This is a genomic window from Phycisphaerales bacterium (assembly GCA_040217175.1).
Taxonomy (GTDB): Bacteria; Planctomycetota; Phycisphaerae; order Phycisphaerales; family UBA1924; genus JAHCJI01.
Genome location: JAVJNT010000001.1, coordinates 1551036 through 1571291, shown reverse-complemented (window position 1 = coordinate 1571291; position 20256 = coordinate 1551036). Strand labels below are relative to the sequence as shown.

Genomic DNA, 20256 nt, shown 5'->3' with positions numbered 1-20256 from the left:
CCATGTTCACGATGCCCAGCCACGCCGACGCAACCCTCGCCGGCCTCGACGACGCCGCGGCGCTGCGTTCCTACGTCCGCACGGGCGATCCGCGGGCGTTTGAGGTGCTCAGTCACCGCTACCACGCCATGGTGCTGGCGACGTGCCGGCGGACCCTGGGCAGCGAGGCCGACGCCGAAGACGCGGCCCAGGAGACCTTCCTGAGGCTCGCCCGCGGGGCTCACCGCATCCGCAGCAACGTCGCGGCCTGGCTGCACGCATGTGCGGTGGGCGCGTCGATCGACTTGATCCGCCGGTCGAGCGCCCGCTCGCGGGCCGAGGGCGCCGCCGCCAGCCACCGCCAGGGGCTCGCGCTCGACGATCCGGCGCAAGGCCTCTGGTCCGAGCTCGAGCCGCTCATCGATCAAGCCCTCGCCGAGCTTGCCGACGAAGATCGCCAGCTCATCGTCGCGCGCTATCTCGCCGGCCGGCCGCAGGTCGAGCTTGCAGCAGACATGGGCCTGAGCGAGGGCGCCGTTTCGCGTCGGCTCTCCAAGGCACTCGATCGCCTGCGCGGTCGGCTCGGCAAGAGCGGGCTGGTCGTCGCCGGAGGCGCCACGCTCGCCGCGGCGCTCCAGCACGCGACGTCCGGCCTGTCAATCGGCGCGGCGCCCGCGCACGTGGGCAAGATCGCTATCGCCGGCATCGGCGTCCAACAGTCGAAAGGCACGGCCGTCCTGGGAACGGCCGCCCTCACCGTGGCCGCCGGCGCCGCGGCCACCATCGGATCGCTGCTGCTCACCCCCAGCGGGGGTGCGGGCCAGCCGGGCAACAACGCCCCGATGCCCGTGCTGGCGGGCGCGACCTCGCAAGTCGCCACCGGTCCCGCGCGGCCGAGGGGGCGGCTCGGCCAGTTCCAGATGATCTCGGCCTACGACGAGGACTTCAACGCCAGCGGCACCTTCATCACCGACGACGGCATCGCGATCCGCCGCGGCATGGAGCCCGAGAGCGGCAAGCCGCGTCGCATCCGGCTGGACATCAGCCGATCCCGCCAAGTCGAAGACGATCCGAAGACCGACCTGCGGGAAGTCGCCGAGCTCGACGTGCGCACCGCGCGCGTGCTGCCCGAGAGCGACGAGTGGGCCAGGTTCCGCCGAGGCCAGAACCTCACGCTCCAAGTCGGCTTCGACGAGTTCGATCGGCTCGTCATCCGCGAGAAGGACGGCCTCGTCCAGATCGGCAAGAACGAGCCCGACTGGTACGGCGTGCGGCCGCCGCCGGGGTGGGACCAGCGCGACGAGATCCCCGAAGACGCCGGCCCGCTCGGCATCCTCGGTCCGTGGACCGAGTCCGAACGCATCATCGTCCGGATCTCGGGCGAAGAGATCCGCTTCGGCCCCGATAGCTGGAACGCCGGCCGCTACCGCGTCATCGAGTGGACGCAGATGGACGGCTACTCCCGCGTCCAGAGCATCCAGGCCGGCGGGCGAGACCCGCGACTCATCGGCACCCGCTTCAAGCTACTCATCCGCGAGGTCGAGGGCGGCTACGAGATCGCGTACTACCCGCCCTCGACGGGCCGGAGCAACCGCTGGCCCCGGTCGTTCGAGTACGCACTCGACAACCCGATCCGCCTGGTGAAGCTCGGAAGTGGTGGCTAAGTGCGTACGAACACCCCACCCAATCGTCGTGCGTTCACTGTCACCGAGATGGTCGTGGTCGTCATCATCGCCCTCGTGCTGTTCTCGATTGGCACGCCCATCATCCTGCAAGCCCGGGACGCCGCCCGCGAGTCGCGATGCCTCAGCAATGTGCGTCAGATGCTCGTGGGCATCAACGCGTTCTCGGCATCGAATGGCTCTCGGCTCCCAGAAAACCGCGTGCGTGAGAGTGCCGGCGAATACGTCACCTGGCGTCAACTCCTGATCGATCAGGGCTACCTCGACGACTCCAAGGTCTGGTGCTGCCCGCTCCATCCCGACCCCGGACCCCGCAGCGAGTTCGGCTACGAGAGCGGCGGGCTCCGATGCGTCGGCGACGTTAACTCGAGTTACGCGCTCAACGGCCACCTGCTCTGGCGCCGCCGGGTCATCGACGACGACGCCCGGATCATCGACACGGTCATCGATCGCCCGAGCCACACCATCCTGGTGGCCGAAACCAACCGCGCCTTCTGCCACCTGCGTGTCAGCCCGCCGCTGGTCGCCAACTACTACGGCGACAACCCCGGCCCATACAGCTACTGGCACGCCGGCAAGGGCGTGTACGGCTTCCAGGACGGGCATGTCGAGGTCCTGCGCTTCCTCGACACCGGCAACCCCGATTGCCGGTGGCACAACCGCACCGACCTCACGCCCGACCCGTTCGTGCCCCAGAAGCCCGGCGAGACGCGGCCGCACGCACATCCGGACTGGGAGTTCCTGGTTCCGGACATCTACCGCCGCTAGCTACTCGGCGCAATCCCACGAGCCGTCGGGGCAGCGACGGGCCACGACGTGGAACACGTGCCAGTGCTTCGAGTTGCCACGGGCATCCTCGCCGTCGCGCTCGGCTTCCTCGAAGTGCTCGAGATTGAAGCGACCGCGGAGCATCTGGCCAACCTTTCGCCGCGACTGGTGGCTGCGATCTGGAAACGTCGCCCAGGTGTCGCGATCGCCGAAGAGTTGGCCGGCGAATACCCCGCCGGGCCGGATCGACGCATGGATGCGGTCCCAGAGAACGTCGAACTGCTCGGGCCGGCAGAACGGCAGGCTGAAGCTCGCGTTGAGTAGGTCGCACGGCGGGAGCTCCACCGACTCCATCTCGGCGTGGCGGATCTCCAGCCGCTCACGAGCGTCGGCGGGCAGCCTCGGATGGTGGACGACCAGATCGACGGCCATCTCGTGCCCGTCGATCGCCAGCACACGCCAGCCGCGGGCCAAGAGCTCGACCGTGTCTCGGCCCTCGCCGCAGCCCAGATCGATCGCGAGCCCGGGCCTCTCGAACAGCTCCAGGGCTTTCAGCAGGGTCTCGCGGGGTTCCTTGCCCGCGACGGCCCTGAAGTAACCGGGCCAGTCCCGCATCGTTGCGCACGCGAAGGCCGATGGCGGATCGCTCATCCTGCTCAGCTCGTCCCACGGATGGAGCACGCGGGGCTCCCCGCCATCGCGAAGGTCTTCGGGCGTGGTCGACATACGGTTGAGGGTATGTACGGTGACCTGCGTCGTTTCGTCGAAGCCCTGAAAGCCGCCGGAGAGCTGCTCGAAATCGCCGAGCCAGTCTCGGCGGTGGGCGACATCGCCGACCTGGCCAGCCGCGCCAGCAAGGCCGCGGCCCCGAGCCCCTGCGCGACCGCGACCCAACGCAACGACCCGCGCTTCCACGATCGCGGCGGTCCCGCGTTGCTCTTCACCAACGTCGAGGGCAGCGACTTCCCGGTGCTCATCAACGCCTTCGGCAGCTACCGCCGCATGGAGATGGCACTCGGCCACCACACGGGCGACGAGGGCCTCGAGACCATCGCCGCGCTCATCGGCGAGCTCACCAAGCCTCAACCGCCGCGTTCGCTGGGCGAGGTGGTCTCGAAGGCCAAGCAGTTCGCCCCTCTGCTGCGCATCCCGCCGAAGCGGAGCAAGAAGGCCGGCCCCGTTCAGCAGGTCGTGCACACCGGAAACGACATCGACCTCACGAAGCTGCCGATCCTCCGCTGCTGGCCGCTCGACGGCGACTTCGAGGCCGTCGGTTACCCGGCAGGCATCAATGACGGCATCGCCGATCTTGGTCACCCCGACGTCTCCGACGACGAGTGGAACGCCAGGTATCGCGGCCGCTACATCACCCTGGCGGGCATCCACACCATCCATGCCGACGACGTCAACGAAAAGCGACCAGCGAGCCACAACATCGGCATGTACCGCGTGCAGCTGCTCGGCAAGGACCGCGTCGCCATGCACTGGCACCTGCACCACGACGGCGCGAGCCACTGGCGAAGCTGGCGCAAGCTGGGCAAGCCCATGCCCGTCGCCATCGTGCTCGGCGGGCCGAGCGTGCTGCCGTACGCCGCCACGGCCCCGCTGCCGCCGGGCATCAGCGAATTGCTGATGGCCGGCTTCCTCAACGGCAAGGGCATCCGCATGTGCCGCGGCAAGACCGTGCCGGTCTGGGTGCCGGCCGATGCCGAGATGGTCATCGAGGGCGAGGTCAGCACCGAGGCCGGCTACCCGGGCTGGGACCCGCGGGAAACCGACGAGCCGCTGGGTCCGGGCGCCGTATTCGAGGGCCCATTCGGCGATCACACCGGCTTCTACAGCATGCCCGACCGCTATCCGATCGTGAAGGTCACGGCCCTGACGCATCGCAAGAACGCGATCTACCCGACGACCGTCGTTGGCCTGCCCCCGCAGGAAGACTACTTCCTTGGCAAGGCCACCGAGCGCCTGTTCCTCCCACTGCTCAAGACCATCGTGCACGACATCGAGGACTACGACCTGCCGCTCTTCGGCGCCTTCCACAACTGCGCGATGATCAAGATCAACAAGGCCTACGCCATGCAGGGCCGCCGCGTGATGGCCAGCATCTGGGGCGCGGGGCAGATGGCCTGGACCAAGTGCCTCTTCGTCGTCGACGCCGACGCCGACGTCCACGACGCCGAAGCCGTCCTGAGGCTCGCCGCCGAGCGATGCGACCCGCTGGCCGACGTCGTGCTCACGCAAGGCCCGCTCGACATCCTCGACCACGCCGCCCCGGCCCTGGGCGCGGGCACCAAGATCGGCTTCGATTGCACGAAGAAGATGCCCGGCGACCGACTGAACGACGATCCGCCCGGCCGCACGCTGCCCGATCCAGCCGTCGTCTCGGGCGTCGACGGCGCGGCCATGCCGGTGCCGGGCTGGCTGTTCATCGCCACCGCATCGCGCGGCACGGCCGTCGAGGAACTCTGGCGGCGCGTCGCTTCGGCTATCGGCAGCGCCGTCCCCTTCGTCGTCTTCCTTGGCGAAGACGTCGACGTCACGAACATCGACGAGGCAATGTTCCACTTCCTGGCCAACAGCGATCCCGGTCGCGATGCGCTCCCGACCGCGCCCGAGCACCGCGTCCGCGCGTGGGATGCCACGCCGAAGACGACCGGCTCGCTGCGCGGCCAGGCCGTTCGTGCCTGGCCTCCGGTCATCCGTAGTGATGACGACGCGGCGGCACGAACCGACTCGATCGCGAGCCGCTTCACCGACGCTCGCGAAGTGGTGGGGCCGGGCTAGGTCCTACGGTGTGCCGGGCCGCACGACCACGCGGCCCAGTTCTGCCGCCTTGCGATCGATGAGGCGAACCATCTCGTTGCGCAGCTCTCGGCTTCGCAAGCCGTCGCTCGTGTTGAAGCCGTTCATGAGGATCGAGAACGCCGCGATCGGCTCGCTGCTGCCCTTGGGCACGACGTAGCCGGAAATCGTGCGGACGTGGTTCAGATAGCCCGTCTTGGCCAGCACGTCGTGCTGGAGCGAAGCAGGCGACAAGAACCCACGCCGCAGCGTGCCCTCTCCCGAACGGGCGAGCGAGTCGCGGAAGAGGACGCGAGCCGACTCGTCGCTCGTGACGTGCATGTGCGCGAGCAGCGAGGTCAGCGTGGCGGGCGAGATCTTGTTGTCGCGGCTCATGCCACTCCCGTCGGCCACGCGCAGCCCGTCGAGCGCGGTCGGACCAAGCGCGTCGGTCAGCTTCTGGCGCATGCCCGCCGCACCCAGCACCCAGCTGCCTGGTTGCCGCGTAATCTCGTGCCCGATCCGCTTGAACAACGCTTCGGCGTGCAGGTTGTAGCTATCCCTGTTGCAGCGCTTGAGCACCTCGGCGATGGGCGTCTTGATCACCAGCAAGGGCTCGCCCTCGAACCGCTCGTCCGCCTCGGCCCGCCGAACCGCTTCGCCCGGCAAGGCGTGGGCGTCACCGATCTCGACCCCGCGGTGCTCCAGCCGCTCGGCGAGCAGCTCGCCAAAGACGATCGCCGTGTCGCGCACCGCGGTGGGGGCGCCCACCGACCGAGACACCTCGCCCGAAACACGCCAGCGGTTGCCGGCCTCGTCGCGAGCGATCGAGATCGCGCTCTGGTGCGGTCGGCCCGCGGGCGTGCGCCGTGCGGCCGTCCGGGTCTTGTTCTCGATTTCGATGCTGCTGGCGTCGGGCTCGAGCACGATCCGCGCGGGCTGGTTCAGCGACGTGTCGCGTGCGAACACGTTGACGATGTTCAGGTGGAAGTTCAGCCCGCCCACCTCGGCGCAGTAGTAGTACTGGAGCTGGTTCTCGGGCCAATCCTCGTGCACCGTGTCGCGGTCGAACACCCGGTCGTCGATCACGATCTCTCGGATGGCTCCCGGATCGGCCCGCATGATCGCGTCGGCAACGAAGTCGAGCAGCGCGTCGACGTCCATGGGCTCGGGCATGTCGGCGAGCAGCGCGGGGTCGCCCAGGCCCGGGTCGCCCGAGCCCACGATGACCAGCGCGTCGTCGACCAGCAGGAACCGCGTGTCGAACATGAACGAGTCGCCGAGCGTCATGAGCGCCGTCGCGCTCGTCAGCACCTTCATGTTCGAGGCGGGGATCAACGGGTCGTAGGCGTCGATGTCCACGATCCGCCGGCCCGTCCGGAGGTCGACCACGCTGACGCCCACGTCGAGCCCGTCAAGGCCCGCCTGGGCGACGGCCCGCTCCAGGTCGCGCTGGAGGTCTCGCTGCATGCCGGCCGTCGCCGGCAGCGCCGCAAGCAGCACCACCAGCATCGCCAGCATCGCCCGAGTTCGATCCGCCACGCCGCCGCTCTGCCCCCGCCGAACAACAACCGATGCCATCCACGCCTCCGTGCCGCTGGGGTGTACCGTTCCAGCCCACCATCGGCTTGCCAGCCGGCCCGGTGTGAGCGGTGGGCGTATAAGTCAGCGTATTCCGGGCCATCCCCCCGATTATCCGGCCCACGCCGGCCAGCACGAATCTCCGGAGGCCACATGACCACGCAGCCAGACCCGCAGGCCCAGACCGGTGCCGACGAGCCGCTGACCGGCACCGTGCTCGTGGTCGACGACAACGCGCAGAATGCCGAGTTGCTCGAGGCCTACCTCGACGACCTGGGCATCACCGTCCAAGTGGCCCATGACGGGCAGGCCGCCCTCGACGTCGTCGCTGCGGACGCCCCCGACCTCATCCTCATGGACATCATGATGCCGCGGATGAGCGGCTACCAGGCCACGGAGCGGCTCAAGAGCGATCCGGCGACGCGAGACATCCCCATCATCATGGTGACCGCTCTGGGCGAGGTCGGCGACGTCGAGCGCGCCGTCGACTGCGGCGCCGACGACTTCCTCACCAAGCCCGTCAACAAGCTCGAACTGCTCACCCGCGTCCGCTCGCTGCTCCGCGTCCGCAAGCTCCAGACCGACCTGAACAAGGCCCAGGCCCAGCTCCGCAAGTTCCTCCGCGAAGACTGAGCGACCGACCAAAGCAACAAGGCCCGGGCTTGCGCTCGGGCCTCTTGTGTCGTGGTTCTCGATGAAATCAGGCTGCGGCCGGCTTGAACTCGCCCGGGTTGCCCGCGCGGGTGTTCTTGATCGCCGTCTCGACCAGCGAATCGAAGAGCTTGGGATCCTCGATGGCGATCTGGCTGAGCATCTTGCGGTTCAGCGAGATGCCGGCGACCTTCAGGCCGCTGATGACCACGCTGTACCGCGTGCCGCGCATCTTGCACGCCGCCGTAATGCGCGTGATCCAGAGCTTGCGCATGTCGCGCTTGCGGAGCCGGCGGTGGGCGTAGGCGAACGCACCACCGCGGATGATGGCGTCCTTGGCCAGGTAGCGGTGGTTCTTGCGGGCGCCGTAGTAGCCACGGGCCTGCTTGAGGATGCGCTTGCGGGAGCGGTTGCGGGCAGAGCCGATGCGAACGCGGGGCATGATCAGAATCTCCTGCCTCGGCGAGGGGCGGCTGGTGCATCCAGCCGGCTTATGGCCCGGGCCGAGGGCCTACACGATTGTCAAGACGAGTCGGGCCGAAGCCCTCCAACGGGCGGGCTCAGCTGTCCTTCGCGGCGGCCTCGCGCTCGGCGCGACGCTGCTCGGGGCTGGGGCTCCGCTTCATGGTGCTCCTGGGCTGGTTGCGACCGCGCAGGCGGCGGAACAGCAGCTTCTCCAGCCGCTTCGCATCCGGGTTGGCCATGATCGGGTCCTTGCGCAGGTGGCGCAGGCGCTTGGCCGACTTGTGCGAGCTCAAGTGCTTGTGGTTCGCCGAGCGGTGGCGGACCTTGCCCGTCTTGGAGATCCGGATTCGCTTGAGCGTGCCCTTGTGGGGCTTGGTCTTCGGCATGGCAATCAACCCTTTCCAGCCCCGCAGAGCCAGGGCCCTGCGAGAGCGGAGATGCTAGGCGCCGTCACGTGCGTGGAAAAGCCAGCCGGAGGGGCGAAACCGGCCCTCACGGCACCAGGAACGCATCCTCGGGCCCGTCGGCCGTCTCCCGGCCGCGCAGGGTGGCCCGGCCGTCGCGGGCCAGGTCGCGCTCGATCGTGCCGGGCAGCCAGATGTTGTCGCCGTTCTCCAACACGGGGCTGGTCAGCCACACGACCCGGCCGTCGCCGAAGAGCACGTGCTGGCCCCGGCCGCCGAAGTTGGTCGAGTTGGCGTCGGCCCGGGCCGCCTCCCCGCGCTTGCTGGGCGGCACGATGGGCGAGCGATCCGCCAGCACCGCGCTGCGGGGCGTCAGCAGCGAGGCCCCGCCGTCCCGGCCACCGCGGCCGAACATGTTCAGGTAGCTGTACGACACCTCGTCGAGCGAGCCCCAGTCGGTGGCGTCCTCGCCCGTCACGCTCGTGGGCGCCTGCGGGTTGGTCGGGCTGGCGAGCTGGGCGAGCTCCACGAACCGGTCGCGGGCCAGCGTGAACAGGTTGGCCGAGTTCGAGTGGGCCGGGTTCTCGCCCACCTCCCACCACGGGTTGCCCGCCAGCGAGGCCGAGGCCTGCGGCAGCGCGCCGTAGTTGCCCGCGTACGCGGCCATGCCGTTGCCCACGGCCGCCATGCGGGCCGAGCTCACGGTGCGGTAGTGGGCCTCGCGCATCGAGCTGAGCATGGGCCAGATGACCGACACGCCCACTACCAGCACCGCCGCGATCGACATCAGGTCGGCCAGGCGGATGCGGCCGGCAATCTCGGGCTGCGGGTCGGGCCGCTGCTGCGCAGGCGTCGCCGCCACGCGGGTCATGAGCTTGTCGACGAGGTCGCTCGACGCCTCGGGCTGCGACCCCTGGCTCACCAGGGTCGCCATGCCGTGCAACCGCTCGGCCCGCTCGCGCAGTGGGGCCGGCACGCGATCGACCGCGCCGCCGGCCAGCATCCAGGCGTCGAGGGCCTCGCCGTCCATCGGGTTCAGCTCGGGCTGGGCCTCGGCCGCATCGCTCGACACGCCCGAGCCGCTGGCCCGAAGCACACGCAGCATGGTCAGGTCGGTCAGGGTCGAGTCGGCCGAGATCGCGCTCTCGGCGTTCAGGAGTGCGAGCAACGCGTCCAGCCGGTGCTCGCGGGCGTCGGCAGGCGACTCGCCGTCGATCCAGCGATCGACCGCACGAACGTCGGCCTCGCCCAACCGGGCCTCGCCGGCAAGCTCGGGATTGATCGGTGCGTCGTCCTCGCGTGTCATCGGGCCGTGCCCCCCGCTTCGCCGCCGGCCCGCTTGAGGTCGTGGCCCTGCTCGGTCAGGTTGTTCTCGTGCATCACGGCCTTCCAGTGCTTGGCGAACGACGCCACGGCCGCGTGCAGCCTGCTCTTGACCGTCCCCAGGGGGATCTCCAGGTCGTCGGCGATCTGGGCGTAGCTGAGCCGCTGGAAGTAGGCCAAGAGCAAAATCTCCCTGAGCGTGGGCGAGAGCCGCTGCACCGCGTCCTGCACGAGGCGCTCCAGCTCCGCACGCTCCAGTCCCGCGTCGGGAGGGGGAATCTCGACCTCGAGCAGGTCGATGAAGGTGGCCCCCTCGCCGTCGCTGGCGATCGGCGCGTTGAGTTCACTCGCCGGCCGCCGGCCCTTCTTACGCAGGTAGTCCCGCCCCTTGTTCGCCGCGATCGTGAATAACCACGGCTTGAACCTCCGAGAAGTATCGAAGCTGGCCGCCGACGTGTGAACCTGCAAAAACGTGTCCTGGAACACGTCCTCGGCGGCGTGGGCCGAGCCGGTGAGGCGGTAAAGGAACCGGACGAGATCGTTCCGATAACGCTCGACGAGCCGCCGGAACGCGTCGAGGTCGCCCGCACGATACTGCTCGAATAGCCGCTCGTCGGGTTCTGGCAAGTCGGGGCTCCGGAGGTAGCGGCGGCCGCATCGATGCGGCGCCGGGCACGCTTGACGCCTGACTACGGACCCGGGGCGTCCGGCGTTCGCCCTTCGGCAGGATCAGGGCGTCCCGCAGTCCAGCCTATCGGGCGAGGCCAGCCTCGATCACCACCTCGCCCACGCTCCGGCCGAGCTTCAGGGGGCCGTCGGGCGGGAAGAGTTCCTTGCCCTCGGCCCGCAGCGGCACGGCCGGGCCCTGCTCGTACCGGGCGAACTCCTCGGCGGATTCGAACACGTACCGGCACTCGACGCGGATGGGCTCGCCCGGCCCGCCTTCGACACGAACGATCTGGGCGCTGATGCCGCCGGCCTCGACGACGTCGGCGGCGTGCCCGGTGCGGCCGGCGTCGGGGTCGCCGGCCAGCCAGTCGATGAATCGCTCGGCCTCGGCGGGGTCGGTGGTGGTCGCGGTGACGGTGTAGGCCAGCATGATGCTCAGGCTAGCCGGCGGCCGATGCAATCGGGCGGACGCGGCGGGCGTTGCTCCCGACGCGGGGAATCGAGCGGGCATGCCCAGCGAGGACCGAGAACGACAGGACGCGCCGGACGAACGCGAGGCGCACGCCCGCGAGCTCGTGCTGCGCGCTGCCGACGGCGATGAAGACGCCTGGCGCGAGATCGTGGCCGAGTACGCCCGCCGCGTCTTCGGCCTGCTCCGCAGCCGCGGGTGCGACCCGGCCCGGGCCGAAGAGATCACCCAGAGCGTGTTCGTGACGGTCGCCCGCGTGCTGGGCCAGGGCCGCTACCAGGAGCAGGGCAGGTTCGAGGCTTGGCTCTTCCGCATCGCCATGAACCGCCTGCGCGACGACGCCCGGGCCCGCAAGCGGCACGCGACCCACGACCTCGGAGACGCCGCCGAGGGCCTGCAAGCCGGCGCCCCGACCGAACACGAAGAAACCGATGGCCTTCGGGTCGCCCTGGCGGGCCTGCCCCCGGCAGACCGAGAGGTCATCGAGCTGCGTCATCGGGCCGACATGAGCTTCAAGCAGATCGCCGAGATGCTCGGGCAGCCGCTGGGAACGGTCCTGGCCCGTCACCACCGGGCGCTGCGGAAGTTGCGGGCCGTGTTGGAGGCGGCCGAGGCAGAGGAATCGACCGCGTAGAGCGTTTTCGGACGCCCGAGCGTGCATTAAAGTGGCGTCGGCGGCGTTGGTCGGATTGAATCGGAGGGGTTTCCATGGCGTCTTTCAACCAACACCATCACGAGCACGATTCCGAGCGCCTGCCCGAGGACGTTCGCGGCGTGGCCGATCAGCTACGCGCACTCCCCGTCGACGCGCCGGATGGACTCGAGGATCGGGTCTACCAGGCCTCCGTTCAGGCGCTACGCGACGGTCGTTCGCGGCGGACCGGCGTGTTGGCCAGGATCGGCCCGGTGAGATGGATGGCGCCGATCGCGGCCGCGGCCGCCGTCGGCCTGCTCGCCTGGGCGGGTGCGTCGTGGATGTCTCCGGCGACGACGCCGACCGATCAGCCGAACGTCGTGAGCACCGTCGCCCTCGACGAGCACGTCGACGCCGCGCTCGAGTACGCGGACCTCTTCGCCGACGTGGCCTGGACCGAGACGCTGGCCGAAGACGCCGAGTCGCTCGACGATGCGTGGGAGCCGACCGTGGAGTCGTGGCCGCTGGACGGCGAGATGGGGGCAGGCTGATGGCAAGGCGAACTGCGACGCTGGCGAGCTTGCTCTCGGCGGGCGTCTGCCTGGCGATCTCGGGCCCGGGCGCCATTGCACAAACGCAACCGCAAGAGCAACAGCAGGCCGCGTCGGGCGACGATCGCGCGCAGGCCGAGTCGGGTCGGCTCGAGGCACTGGTCGAACGCCGCCTCGAACAGACCGAGCGCCAGCAGGCCCGCCTGCAGGAGATCAAGCGGCGGCTCGCGGCCGGCGAGTCGGCGATGGCGATCCTCGCCGACCTCCGTGAACGCGGCGAGATGGGCGTACTTGGCGAGATGACCCGCGGACCCGAGCGACCGGGCCAGCGGAGGCTCCGGGACGCCGAACCGCCCCGAGCCGGTGACGCCGATCCGCAGGACTACGTCCTCGTGCGCAACCGCGTCATGGCGTTCTTCGAGCGTCATGCGCCGGAGCTCGCCGAGCGACTGCGGGCCGAGGGAGACTCCGAAGAGGCCCGCCGCGCCGTGTTGCGATTGCGACGCGAGGTCGAACGCCTGATCGAGCTGCGCGAGCAGGGCTCCGAGGAATTCGAGCCCGCGCTGGTGCGCCTGCGGAACGGCATGCGCATCGCCGACGTCCTGGGCAAGGTGCGGGCCGAAGCCCAGGCCGGCACGCTGACGGCAGAGAAGCTCCGCGACCTCCGCCGCGACCTGACCGAGTTGGTCGCAACGCAGTTCGACGCCCAGCTCGCGGCCCGTGCCAAGTGGCTCGAACGAACGAGCGAACGCCTCCGCGGCGCGCGCGAGAAGCTCGAGCGCGAGCAGGCCGAGCGGTCGCAGCGCATCGAGGCTGAGGTGCAGGCGATGCTCGACCGCGCCACGAACCAGCGCGATCCGCAAGAGCGGCGTGAAGCAGGCCGAGAGCGTCGCCGCCCACGCTGACCCGTTGATTCGTTCTAGCTCACGATCGAGCCGGGCGGCAGGTCGGCCATCGGGCTGAGCAGCACCACCGTGCGCTCTTCCTGGCCCTTGGCCGCGTCGCTGCCAGCCAGCAGCATGCCGCGGCTCTCCTCGCCGCGAAGCTGGCGCGGCGCGAGGTTGGCGACGACGACGATGCTCTTGCCGACCAGGTCGGCCGGGTCGTAGTGGCCCTTGATGCCCGCGCAGATCTGGCGGGGCGTCCCGCTGCCGTCGTCGAGCGTGAGCTTCAGCAGCCGGTCGGCCTTGGGGTGGTCGACGGCTTCCAGGATCTTCGCCACCCGTAGGTCGACGCGGGCGAAGTCCTCGAACACGATCTCGGGCTTGAACGGCGACTCGGTCTCGGCGGCGTCGGGCTTAGCGGCTTCGGCGGCCTGGGGCGATTCGGACATGCGGCGGCTCCTTGGTGCAGGGGCCAGTCTACGGCTGCGGGGCCGGGTCTTCCGCCGGTTCGTCGCTCGCGGGCGCTGCGGTCGCCGAAGGCGGCTCGATCCATTGCCCGTCGCGCCACAGCGTCCGCTCGACCAGGATGCCGTATCGCGCGGCGAGCAATTCGGGCACGCGGTCGGGGTCCGGGTCGAGCAGCGGCGCCCCGCCGTCGGCGGCGATCTGGGCGCCCCAGCTCTGGTGGATGCCCCGAAGCAGCCGGCTCTCGAAGCGGAGCTGGTTGAGGAACTCCTCCTCGCTCATGGGCGGGCCGGGATTGCCGCGGCACGTCGGGCAGATGAGCGTCTCGATGCCGTCCTCGCCCCGGCGCGTGATGACGCGCGACCCGCCGCACTCGAGGTCGGGCCAGTCTCGTAAGGCACGCTCGAACCGGCTCACGCCGCTGAGCCCGCCGCGACCGCCGAGCAGCCGTCCGTACCGATCGAAGACCTCTCGCACGGCCTCGTCCTCGTACATCCGCCCGGCCCGGCGTCCCTCCCCCGAGCGAGCCAGGCCCAACGCATTGGCGGCCGCGAGCGCCACGTCGGGCGAGACCATCAGGCCCGTGATGCCGGCGCCCGCGCCGCGCGTGGCCCTGGGGTCGACCAGCCCAGCGACGGCGTAGAGCCAGGCCGATCCCTCGTCGGACGCCTCGAGCGACGCGAGGCCCAGGCACGCGCCGGCCATGACCTCGGGCCGGCCGCGGGTCCGCCGTTCGAGGTCGTACGCCACCGAGTACAGGTGGCGCGCCAGGTCGCGGTCTTCCGGTGAGCCAGTCTCGGAGCTGACTTCTTCGGCGAGTTCCAGGTACGCGAGGGCCTCGCTGGCGTCGAGCGCACGCAGGCGCTCCTCCAAGCGATGGACGCGCTGCATGGCGGTGCGCATCGGCGTGGGCTGCGCTTCTGGTTCACCCTCTGGCTCGGGCGTCGGCGTCTCGGCCGGCTCCTCGGGCTGGCCGGCGGGCGGCGCGAACTGTGCGTGGGCGGCGCACGCGATGATGAGCATGGTTGCCAAGATCCAGGTGAGTCTCATTGCGTCCCTCCGCTCGCAGCATCTGCCAGCTTCAGTCGCCACGCTTCGAGGCGGGCACGCTCGACGATCGAGACCTGCTGGAGCACGCCGCGCGCATCGCGGCGGTCTTCCTGCAGCTTGGCCAGTACGTCGGCCAGACGCATCGCCAACGACGGGCGCTCCGCGGCCGCGTTGTACAGCGCAATCTCCACCAGGGCCGACTGGTACGCCGCGAACCACTGCACGCGCCCCTGGGCCAGCCGCGTTCGCCCCGCCAGACGCCGATCGACCTCGCCCGGGCTCAGCGGCCAGATCGCCGGCGGGACGACGCGGTCGGCGCGCTGGCGGGCGCGGTTCCACATCAGCTCGGCGGAGAGCTCGGGTGGGTTGTCGGCCTGCGCCGACGTTGTTGAAGCGATGGAGAGGCTCTGCGTGTAGGCCTGGGCGATGGCGTCGGCGGCCCGATCGATCCGGGCCAGTTCGCCCTCGGCCGCCAGCAACTGGAGCAGGCGCTCGACCAGCGTGCGGCGGGCGACCCGCTCCCAGGATTCGCCCGCCGGCAGGCGCACGCCGGTGACCATCTCGACGAGCTGGCGCCGGCGCACGTCTCCGCCCGGCAGCGGGAAGGCCTCGAGCACGGCGGCGATGACGACCGGCTTGCTCGCATGACCGGTCAGGATGGCGCTGGCCTTCTCACGGACGGTGGCGGTCGAACCGCGGAGGAAGGCGAGCGTGACGATCTCGGCGTCGACGGCATGTTGCGGGCCGCTCCGCATCAACTCGTCGAGAAGGTCGGCCTGCAACTCCGGGCGGCGTTGCTCGAGGTACCGCAACGCCCACGGGCTCGGGTCGCTGTGGCTTGCCATGTAGATCGAGCGCGTGCCGGCCGTGGTTGGCGTCGCCTTGGCGTTGAGGCCGTCGCGCAGGTTCAGCAGCACGACGTCGGCCTCGTTGGCCAGGCCCTGCCAGAGCAGCTCGGCCGCGGTGTTCAGCCTGGCCGAGACGGCCGCGTCGACGGCGTGGGCGACCTGCGTGTTCTCGGGCTGCGACTCTAGGTGTCGACGGGCCTCGTTCAGCCAGCGGCTGGTGACCTCGCCGTGCGCCATGGCGGATTGCACGTTCCACGCTGCCGCGAAGCGGTCGCGAACCTGCGAGCGCTGGGCCGAGCTTGCCAGCACGGGCAGCACCATGGTCGGGTCGACGCCCGGCGCGCCGGAGGCCGTCGCGAGCACGTTGGTCACGGCGTGTAGGTCGGCGATGGTGACGGCCGGGTCGTCGAACCACGCCAGCAGACGCGAGCGCGACTCGTCCTCGGGCCGCCAGGGCAGCGCGACGACGAACCGGCGGACGATCTGGAACACGCGCTCGTCGGTCGGCTCGGGGCCGCGCATCAGGATGGCCTCGAGTCCCGCTAGCAGGAGGCGGTGGCCGAGCTGCGGCTCGCTGGCGACGAGTCCTTCGACCGCTTCGAGCCATGCCGTCCACGCGTCGGGGTCGGCGTTGAAGCCCTCGGCGCCGACCAGCGCCGCGAGCTCGGCCCGCAGCGACACCGTCACGCCCGCCGAGAAGTCGCCCACGGCCCGGGCCTCGATGGGTGCTTCGGTCAGCAGGAAGCCGCGCAGGCCCTCGACCGCGGCGGTGGGCAGGTCCTGCTCCTTGTTGAGCCGGACGATGGCGCCGACCTGCCAGGCGCGGGCGGCCAGCGTCGGCGCTCCCTCTTCCGAGAGCGGGCCGGCCAGGAACGCGACGACCCGCCGGGTGGCCAAGTCGTCGTCACGCACGACGTACAGGTGGTCGATGACCAGCCCGAGCGCGGCCTGCCGCTGGTCGGGCCGGACGCGCGGCCAGTTGTTGGCCAGCGTGACGACCGCCCGCTCGAACACCGGCTGGGCCGAGGCCTCGCCCTTCCGCCGCCGCTCGGCGGCCAGCCGCAGGTCGGTCACGATCGTGTCGATCCGCGTGTCGGGCGTCGCGGCCGCTTCGGCTCTCTCGGCCTCGGCCTGGCGCTCGGCTTCGGCAACGGCGCGGGCCCGCTGCTCGGCCGTCGGGCCCTCGGGCGACGCGCCCTCCGCCGTTACCGCGCCCGCCTGGGCCTCGGCCTGGGCGGCCTGCTGCGCCGCCTGGCCCGTGGTCCGCATGACGGGGATGGCGATGAGCACCGCCGCGGCGGCCATCAGCGTCAGCACGACGGCTACGGCCATGGCGCCAAGCAGCGCCAGGTCGTTGCTCTCGGCGTGCGACGGGCCGGCGTCGGCGGGCGTGAAGCGGCCCGGGTCGGTGACGCCGTCATCGCCCCCGCTCGCGCCGTTGGTCGAGTTCGTGAATGCAGGTCCGCTCTGCCGAGCAAGGCGCGAGAGCGCGACGGCCAGGTCGTCTCCGGTCAGCCCGCGGGCATGTGCCAGCATGGAGAGGTGGCGCATGGTGGTGGCGTTCCAGCCACCGTGCGCGCCCAGCGCGAGCACGGCGTCCTGCTGCAAGGCGAGGTGGGCCGGCGGGAGTTGCTTCGGTCGATCCCATCGTGCGGGCAGATCGGCCCGCGAGTCTTCTGCGATGGCGAACCCACCGCCGCGACGCCGGTTGCCCAGGAGCTGCGCCGCCGCGGCGTGGAGCGCGAGCCGGGCCTCGTCGCCCAGGGGCGTGCCGCCGTAGCGATGCGCATTCACGCGGGCCAGCCGCTCGTTGAGCGCGGCGACGATCTCACCGTCATCAGTGCGCTCGGGGTCGACGCCCAGCAGCCCGGCCGAGTCGGTCTCGGGGTCGAGCCCCAGGATGCCGGCGATGGCCGCCTCGCGCGGTGTGGGCTGGGGCCTCGGTGGCGGCGGGGGAGGCGCGGTCATGGCGCATCCTCCAACGCGGGACCGGGAAGATCGCGGCCGCCTTCGAGCGCTTCGAGGAGTTCGCTGAGGCGCGAGGCCCAGGGCTCGGGCGTGCCCGGATACAGCAGCAGGTGCTGGCGCAGCGCATCGATGGCGCGCGGCGCGTCGCTGGCGCCCAGCAACCGGGCCGACTCGTACCGGGCGCGGAGCGCCCCGGCCGAGCCCTCGGGCGCCCCGGCGAGCAGCCGTCGCCAGGCATCGAGTGCGTCGCCGGGACGACCGGACAACTCGCTGGCGTAGGCGAACCGTGTCAGCGAGAACGCGTCGGCGACGTCGGCGGCCTTGAGCCGGCCGTCGATCGCCACGACGAGATCGAGCATCTCGCGGCGCTGCGCGTCGTCGCCGGACGTGCGCCAAAGCGTCCACGCGGCCCGCGCGACCGTCGTGTGCACGCCGAAGGCCTGGGGCGTGGCCAGCGTGGCGTCGTCGCTGCCGAGCTCGACGATGACCGGACGCCCGAATTCAACGACCTGCCGGGCGTGCCCCGTGTGCTCGGGCGTGTCGCGGAATCGCTCGGCGGCCCAGGCGTACATGGCTCGGTCGGCCAGCGTGTCGAACACGCCGTCTTGTTCATCGAACGTGCGCGCGATGCGTCGAGCCTCGTCGGCGTCGTCCTTGGCCAGCGCGAGCTGCAACCGGCGGAAGGCGATCTCCGACTCGATCGATTGCGGCGCCGACCCGACACGCAGCCGCAGCTCCTGCACCGTCTCGAGCAGCGACTCGGCCCGCTCGACGTCGGGCACGGGCGAGCCGAGGATAACCTGGAGCATCGCGCGAGCCAGCGCAAGCGCGCGATCGGAGGCCAGCTTCGCCGAGTCGACGTCGCCCGTCGCGGCGCGGCGGCGATCAAGCTGCAAGAGCTCGTCGGCGATGGTCAAGTAACGCAGCGCCGCCGCGGACCGTGCGTCGCCGCTGAGCCCTCGCAGCTTGGCGTACAACAGTCGCTCGGCCCGCCGTCGGGCGGCTTCGTAGAGCGGCGAGTCGGCCTCGACGTTGAGCAGGATCTCGATGGCCTTTGGGTCGTCGGCCGACGCGGCGCCGGCCCGTGCGACGAGCAGCCGCGCGGCGCGCTCCGTGCCCGGGAAGCTCTGGAGGTAGAGCGTGACGAGCCGATCCCGCCGCGCCACCACCCCGTCGTCACCCGCCCGGATGGCCGCGTCGAGCGCGACGATCGCGTGCCAGAGGGCGCGCTCGGATTGCTCCGTGTCGGCGGCGGCCCCGTGGGCGCGCTCGAAGCGATCCGCCGCGTCGAGCATCGCCCCGCCCATGTACGCCGACATCGCCGCGAGCTGCATGGCCTGGGCACGTTCTTCGGGAAAGCGGCCTGCATCATCGGCCTGGAGTGCCGCGTCGAGGGCGCGTACGGCCGCGGCGTAGAGGTTCGCGACCGTATCGTCGGTGGCGGTCTCACCGTCGGCGTAGCCGGCTGCTTCGTACGCGTCGGTCGCGCGTTCGTACGCGTTCTGCCCCCGCACGAACGCGAAGATGAAGCCCTCGCCCTCCAGCGATGACGTGCCGAACTGCTCGACGAGCGACCGCAGCACGGCGACCTGGTCCTGCCGCACGAGGTCCTGGATGGCGGCGTGGGCGATCTCTTCGAGCACCGACCGATCACGCGGCGTCAGCCGTTGGCGCGTGAGCGCCTCCCACGAGACGTTGGCCAGGAGCTGCGCTTCGAGCGGCTCGAGCCCGGGCTCGCCGTCGGCGCGGCGAGAGCGACGCATGCGGTCGCTGTGGTACGCAAGGTCGCGCCACCGGCCGGCCTCGCCCAGCACGAGCAGCCGGCAGACGAATAGGCGCTCACGGATGCCCTCGGACAGCGTGGACGCCGACTCGATCTTGTCGATCCACCGCAGCGCGGTGTCGGCGTTGCCCAGCAGCGACTCGCAGAACGCGGCGGCGATCGCGGCGTCGGCCACGTGATCGAAGCGCATCAGCCGCTCGTCGGCCCGTTCCACGCTCGCCGCCCGGTTCTCTTCGGCCCCGAGCAAGACGCCGAGGTCCTTGAGGGCATCCATCGCGAACCGCTCGCCACCGGTCATGACGGCCAGGTTGTACCGCGTCCAGCCCAAGAGATAGTGCGCCGTCGAGCGCACGCGGGCGGCGGCCTCGAAGGCTTCTTGCTCCTGCTCATCGAGCCCGACGGCGGTGCGGCGGCGATCGAGCCGGTACGCGGCCTCCGACGCCGTCTGCGCGACCGACGAAAGCTCGGGCGCGAGCGAACGTAGCGTGCGTTCGGCTTCCTCGAGATCCTCGGCGGGCACCAGGTTCAGCCGGGCCCGTTCGGCGACCTCCTTGGCCCACTGGTACCGCGCGCGAACGAGCGCGAGCCGCAGGTCCCCGGCATCTTCCTCGGGCAACTGCCGCGTGAGACGCTGGCCGAGTTGCTCGATGCGCTGACGCTCGTCGGCATTGGTCGCCAGGCCTAGCAGCTCGACGTAGAGCTCGGCGAGCCGCTTGGCGATGTCCCGGCGTTCGTCGACCGGGCCGTTCTCGAAGCGGTGGCGGAGGTCGGCCGCCTCGACCTCGCGGAGCTCGTATTGCTCGAGATAGGCCTCGAACCGCTGTTCGTCCTGCGCATGCGTTGCCCCGCCGGCGAACGCCAGCAGCGAGCACGCGAGCATGGCGGTCCTAGTCGGCCGGTACATACGTCCTCTTCACGAAGCCTGCGTCCAGGGCGTCCTGCATGACGCCCGCAACGGCCGACCACGGCGCGCGATCGGTCACCCGTACGAACAAGCCTCCCTCCTTCGGGAGTTGTTCCAGCGCGGCTGCGAGTGCATCGCGGTCGGCGAATACCCGCGAGCCCATGCGATACGTCACCACGCCATCGGTGAGGTCGACCGTCAGGATCTGCGGCTTCAGGTCCCGGGCCTGCCCCGCCCCGCGCTCGCCCTGCAGCGTCGACGCCACGCGGCTCTCGGGCGGCGTGATGGTCGCCGTCACCATGAAGTAGATCAGCAGCAGGAACACGACGTCGATGAGTGGCGTCAGCGGCAGGTCGCCGGCTTCGTCGCGATAGCTTGGCGGTCGGACGCGCAT

19 protein-coding genes are annotated in these 20256 nt (G+C 70.7%); 7 read left to right on the top strand and 12 right to left on the bottom strand.

The annotated features are described in order from the left end of the window. Positions 1 to 2: 2 nt before the first annotated feature. Together RIA68_06790 and RIA68_06785 are read left to right on the top strand one after the other, a co-directional pair. Positions 3 to 1643: an RNA polymerase sigma factor gene (locus RIA68_06790; protein ID MEQ8317146.1), complete on the top strand. Its 1641-nt coding sequence runs from the start codon at positions 3 to 5 to the stop codon at positions 1641 to 1643. Then, a complete protein-coding gene (locus RIA68_06785) occupies positions 1644 to 2429 on the top strand; it encodes a hypothetical protein (protein ID MEQ8317145.1) in 786 nt (261 codons plus the stop codon). On the opposite strand, the gene RIA68_06780 is transcribed toward RIA68_06785, so the two are convergent. After that, positions 2430 to 3155, bottom strand: coding sequence for a class I SAM-dependent methyltransferase (locus RIA68_06780; protein ID MEQ8317144.1), 726 nt, complete (start codon positions 3153 to 3155; stop codon positions 2430 to 2432). It abuts the gene before it with no gap. 12 nt (positions 3156 to 3167) lie between these two features. On the opposite strand from RIA68_06780, the gene RIA68_06775 reads away from it, so the two are divergent. After that, on the top strand, positions 3168 to 5216 hold the full coding sequence (locus RIA68_06775) for a UbiD family decarboxylase (protein ID MEQ8317143.1): 2049 nt from the start codon (positions 3168 to 3170) through the stop codon (positions 5214 to 5216). 3 nt (positions 5217 to 5219) lie between these two features. Here RIA68_06775 and dacB read toward each other — a convergent pair whose 3' ends face one another. After that, entirely contained in the window at positions 5220 to 6794 is a 1575-nt protein-coding gene (gene dacB / locus RIA68_06770) for a D-alanyl-D-alanine carboxypeptidase/D-alanyl-D-alanine-endopeptidase (protein ID MEQ8317142.1), read from the bottom strand. 153 nt (positions 6795 to 6947) lie between these two features. Here dacB and RIA68_06765 point away from each other — a divergent pair, with 153 nt between their 5' ends. After that, positions 6948 to 7427 carry a response regulator gene (locus RIA68_06765; GenBank protein ID MEQ8317141.1) on the top strand — a complete coding sequence of 160 codons (480 nt, stop codon included), beginning with the start codon at positions 6948 to 6950 and terminating at the stop codon, positions 7425 to 7427. Positions 7428 to 7494: 67 nt separating this feature from the next. Here RIA68_06765 and rplT read toward each other — a convergent pair whose 3' ends face one another. From rplT to RIA68_06740, 5 genes are all read right to left on the bottom strand, one after another. Next, positions 7495 to 7887 (bottom strand): 50S ribosomal protein L20, encoded by a 393-nt coding sequence (rplT, locus tag RIA68_06760; GenBank protein ID MEQ8317140.1) that lies wholly within the window; start codon positions 7885 to 7887, stop codon positions 7495 to 7497. Positions 7888 to 8005: 118 nt separating this feature from the next. Next, the gene (gene rpmI, locus RIA68_06755; protein ID MEQ8317139.1) at positions 8006 to 8296 is read right to left on the bottom strand and encodes a 50S ribosomal protein L35; all 291 of its coding nucleotides are present in this window, start codon (positions 8294 to 8296) and stop codon (positions 8006 to 8008) included. Between the two features lie 106 nt (positions 8297 to 8402). Further along, the gene (locus RIA68_06750) at positions 8403 to 9620 is read right to left on the bottom strand and encodes a hypothetical protein (GenBank protein MEQ8317138.1); all 1218 of its coding nucleotides are present in this window, start codon (positions 9618 to 9620) and stop codon (positions 8403 to 8405) included. Next, complete coding sequence (locus RIA68_06745) at positions 9617 to 10264, bottom strand: sigma-70 family RNA polymerase sigma factor (GenBank protein MEQ8317137.1); 648 nt, start codon at positions 10262 to 10264, stop codon at positions 9617 to 9619. Before RIA68_06745 ends, RIA68_06750 begins: the two co-directional genes overlap by 4 nt. A 124-nt stretch (positions 10265 to 10388) precedes the next feature. Next, entirely contained in the window at positions 10389 to 10736 is a 348-nt protein-coding gene (locus tag RIA68_06740) for a hypothetical protein (protein MEQ8317136.1), read from the bottom strand. A gap of 79 nt (positions 10737 to 10815) precedes the next feature. Between RIA68_06740 and RIA68_06735 the strand changes: the two genes are divergently transcribed. The 3 genes from RIA68_06735 (at position 10816) to RIA68_06725 (ending at position 12865) form a co-directional block, all read left to right on the top strand. Continuing rightward, the gene (locus RIA68_06735; GenBank protein MEQ8317135.1) at positions 10816 to 11409 is read left to right on the top strand and encodes a sigma-70 family RNA polymerase sigma factor; all 594 of its coding nucleotides are present in this window, start codon (positions 10816 to 10818) and stop codon (positions 11407 to 11409) included. Positions 11410 to 11483: 74 nt separating this feature from the next. Beyond that, the gene (locus tag RIA68_06730) at positions 11484 to 11960 is read left to right on the top strand and encodes a hypothetical protein (GenBank protein ID MEQ8317134.1); all 477 of its coding nucleotides are present in this window, start codon (positions 11484 to 11486) and stop codon (positions 11958 to 11960) included. After that, positions 11960 to 12865 carry a hypothetical protein gene (locus tag RIA68_06725; protein ID MEQ8317133.1) on the top strand — a complete coding sequence of 302 codons (906 nt, stop codon included), beginning with the start codon at positions 11960 to 11962 and terminating at the stop codon, positions 12863 to 12865. The genes RIA68_06730 and RIA68_06725 overlap by 1 nt, the downstream gene beginning before the upstream one ends. Before the next feature lie 14 nt (positions 12866 to 12879). Here the strand turns inward: RIA68_06725 and metG are convergent, their stop codons facing one another. From metG to RIA68_06700, 5 genes are read right to left on the bottom strand one after another with little or no spacing between them, the layout of a single operon-like run. Next, positions 12880 to 13293, bottom strand: a complete 414-nt coding sequence (gene metG / locus RIA68_06720) for a methionine--tRNA ligase subunit beta (GenBank protein ID MEQ8317132.1) — start codon at positions 13291 to 13293, stop codon at positions 12880 to 12882. Between the two features lie 28 nt (positions 13294 to 13321). Next, positions 13322 to 14359, bottom strand: a complete 1038-nt coding sequence (locus RIA68_06715) for a hypothetical protein (protein ID MEQ8317131.1) — start codon at positions 14357 to 14359, stop codon at positions 13322 to 13324. Beyond that, positions 14356 to 17175 carry a hypothetical protein gene (locus tag RIA68_06710; protein MEQ8317130.1) on the bottom strand — a complete coding sequence of 940 codons (2820 nt, stop codon included), beginning with the start codon at positions 17173 to 17175 and terminating at the stop codon, positions 14356 to 14358. The genes RIA68_06715 and RIA68_06710 overlap by 4 nt, the downstream gene beginning before the upstream one ends. Further along, entirely contained in the window at positions 17172 to 19862 is a 2691-nt protein-coding gene (locus RIA68_06705) for a hypothetical protein (protein MEQ8317129.1), read from the bottom strand. Before RIA68_06705 ends, RIA68_06710 begins: the two co-directional genes overlap by 4 nt. Continuing rightward, the gene (locus RIA68_06700; GenBank protein MEQ8317128.1) at positions 19846 to 20256 is read right to left on the bottom strand and encodes a biopolymer transporter ExbD; all 411 of its coding nucleotides are present in this window, start codon (positions 20254 to 20256) and stop codon (positions 19846 to 19848) included. Before RIA68_06700 ends, RIA68_06705 begins: the two co-directional genes overlap by 17 nt.

Coding starts and splice junctions, on each gene's coding strand:
- RIA68_06750 (MEQ8317138.1), bottom strand. CDS start 9,620: ATGACACGCGAGGACGACGCACCGATCAATCCCGAGCTTGCCGGCGAG.
- metG (MEQ8317132.1), bottom strand. CDS start 13,293: ATGTCCGAATCGCCCCAGGCCGCCGAAGCCGCTAAGCCCGACGCCGCC.
- RIA68_06715 (MEQ8317131.1), bottom strand. CDS start 14,359: ATGAGACTCACCTGGATCTTGGCAACCATGCTCATCATCGCGTGCGCC.
- rplT (MEQ8317140.1), bottom strand. CDS start 7,887: ATGCCCCGCGTTCGCATCGGCTCTGCCCGCAACCGCTCCCGCAAGCGC.
- RIA68_06790 (MEQ8317146.1), top strand. CDS start 3: ATGTTCACGATGCCCAGCCACGCCGACGCAACCCTCGCCGGCCTCGAC.
- RIA68_06740 (MEQ8317136.1), bottom strand. CDS start 10,736: ATGCTGGCCTACACCGTCACCGCGACCACCACCGACCCCGCCGAGGCC.
- rpmI (MEQ8317139.1), bottom strand. CDS start 8,296: ATGCCGAAGACCAAGCCCCACAAGGGCACGCTCAAGCGAATCCGGATC.
- RIA68_06730 (MEQ8317134.1), top strand. CDS start 11,484: ATGGCGTCTTTCAACCAACACCATCACGAGCACGATTCCGAGCGCCTG.
- RIA68_06710 (MEQ8317130.1), bottom strand. CDS start 17,175: ATGACCGCGCCTCCCCCGCCGCCACCGAGGCCCCAGCCCACACCGCGC.
- RIA68_06735 (MEQ8317135.1), top strand. CDS start 10,816: ATGCCCAGCGAGGACCGAGAACGACAGGACGCGCCGGACGAACGCGAG.
- RIA68_06725 (MEQ8317133.1), top strand. CDS start 11,960: ATGGCAAGGCGAACTGCGACGCTGGCGAGCTTGCTCTCGGCGGGCGTC.
- dacB (MEQ8317142.1), bottom strand. CDS start 6,794: ATGGCATCGGTTGTTGTTCGGCGGGGGCAGAGCGGCGGCGTGGCGGAT.
- RIA68_06705 (MEQ8317129.1), bottom strand. CDS start 19,862: ATGTACCGGCCGACTAGGACCGCCATGCTCGCGTGCTCGCTGCTGGCG.
- RIA68_06700 (MEQ8317128.1), bottom strand. CDS start 20,256: ATGCGCGTCCGACCGCCAAGCTATCGCGACGAAGCCGGCGACCTGCCG.
- RIA68_06780 (MEQ8317144.1), bottom strand. CDS start 3,155: ATGTCGACCACGCCCGAAGACCTTCGCGATGGCGGGGAGCCCCGCGTG.
- RIA68_06775 (MEQ8317143.1), top strand. CDS start 3,168: ATGTACGGTGACCTGCGTCGTTTCGTCGAAGCCCTGAAAGCCGCCGGA.
- RIA68_06765 (MEQ8317141.1), top strand. CDS start 6,948: ATGACCACGCAGCCAGACCCGCAGGCCCAGACCGGTGCCGACGAGCCG.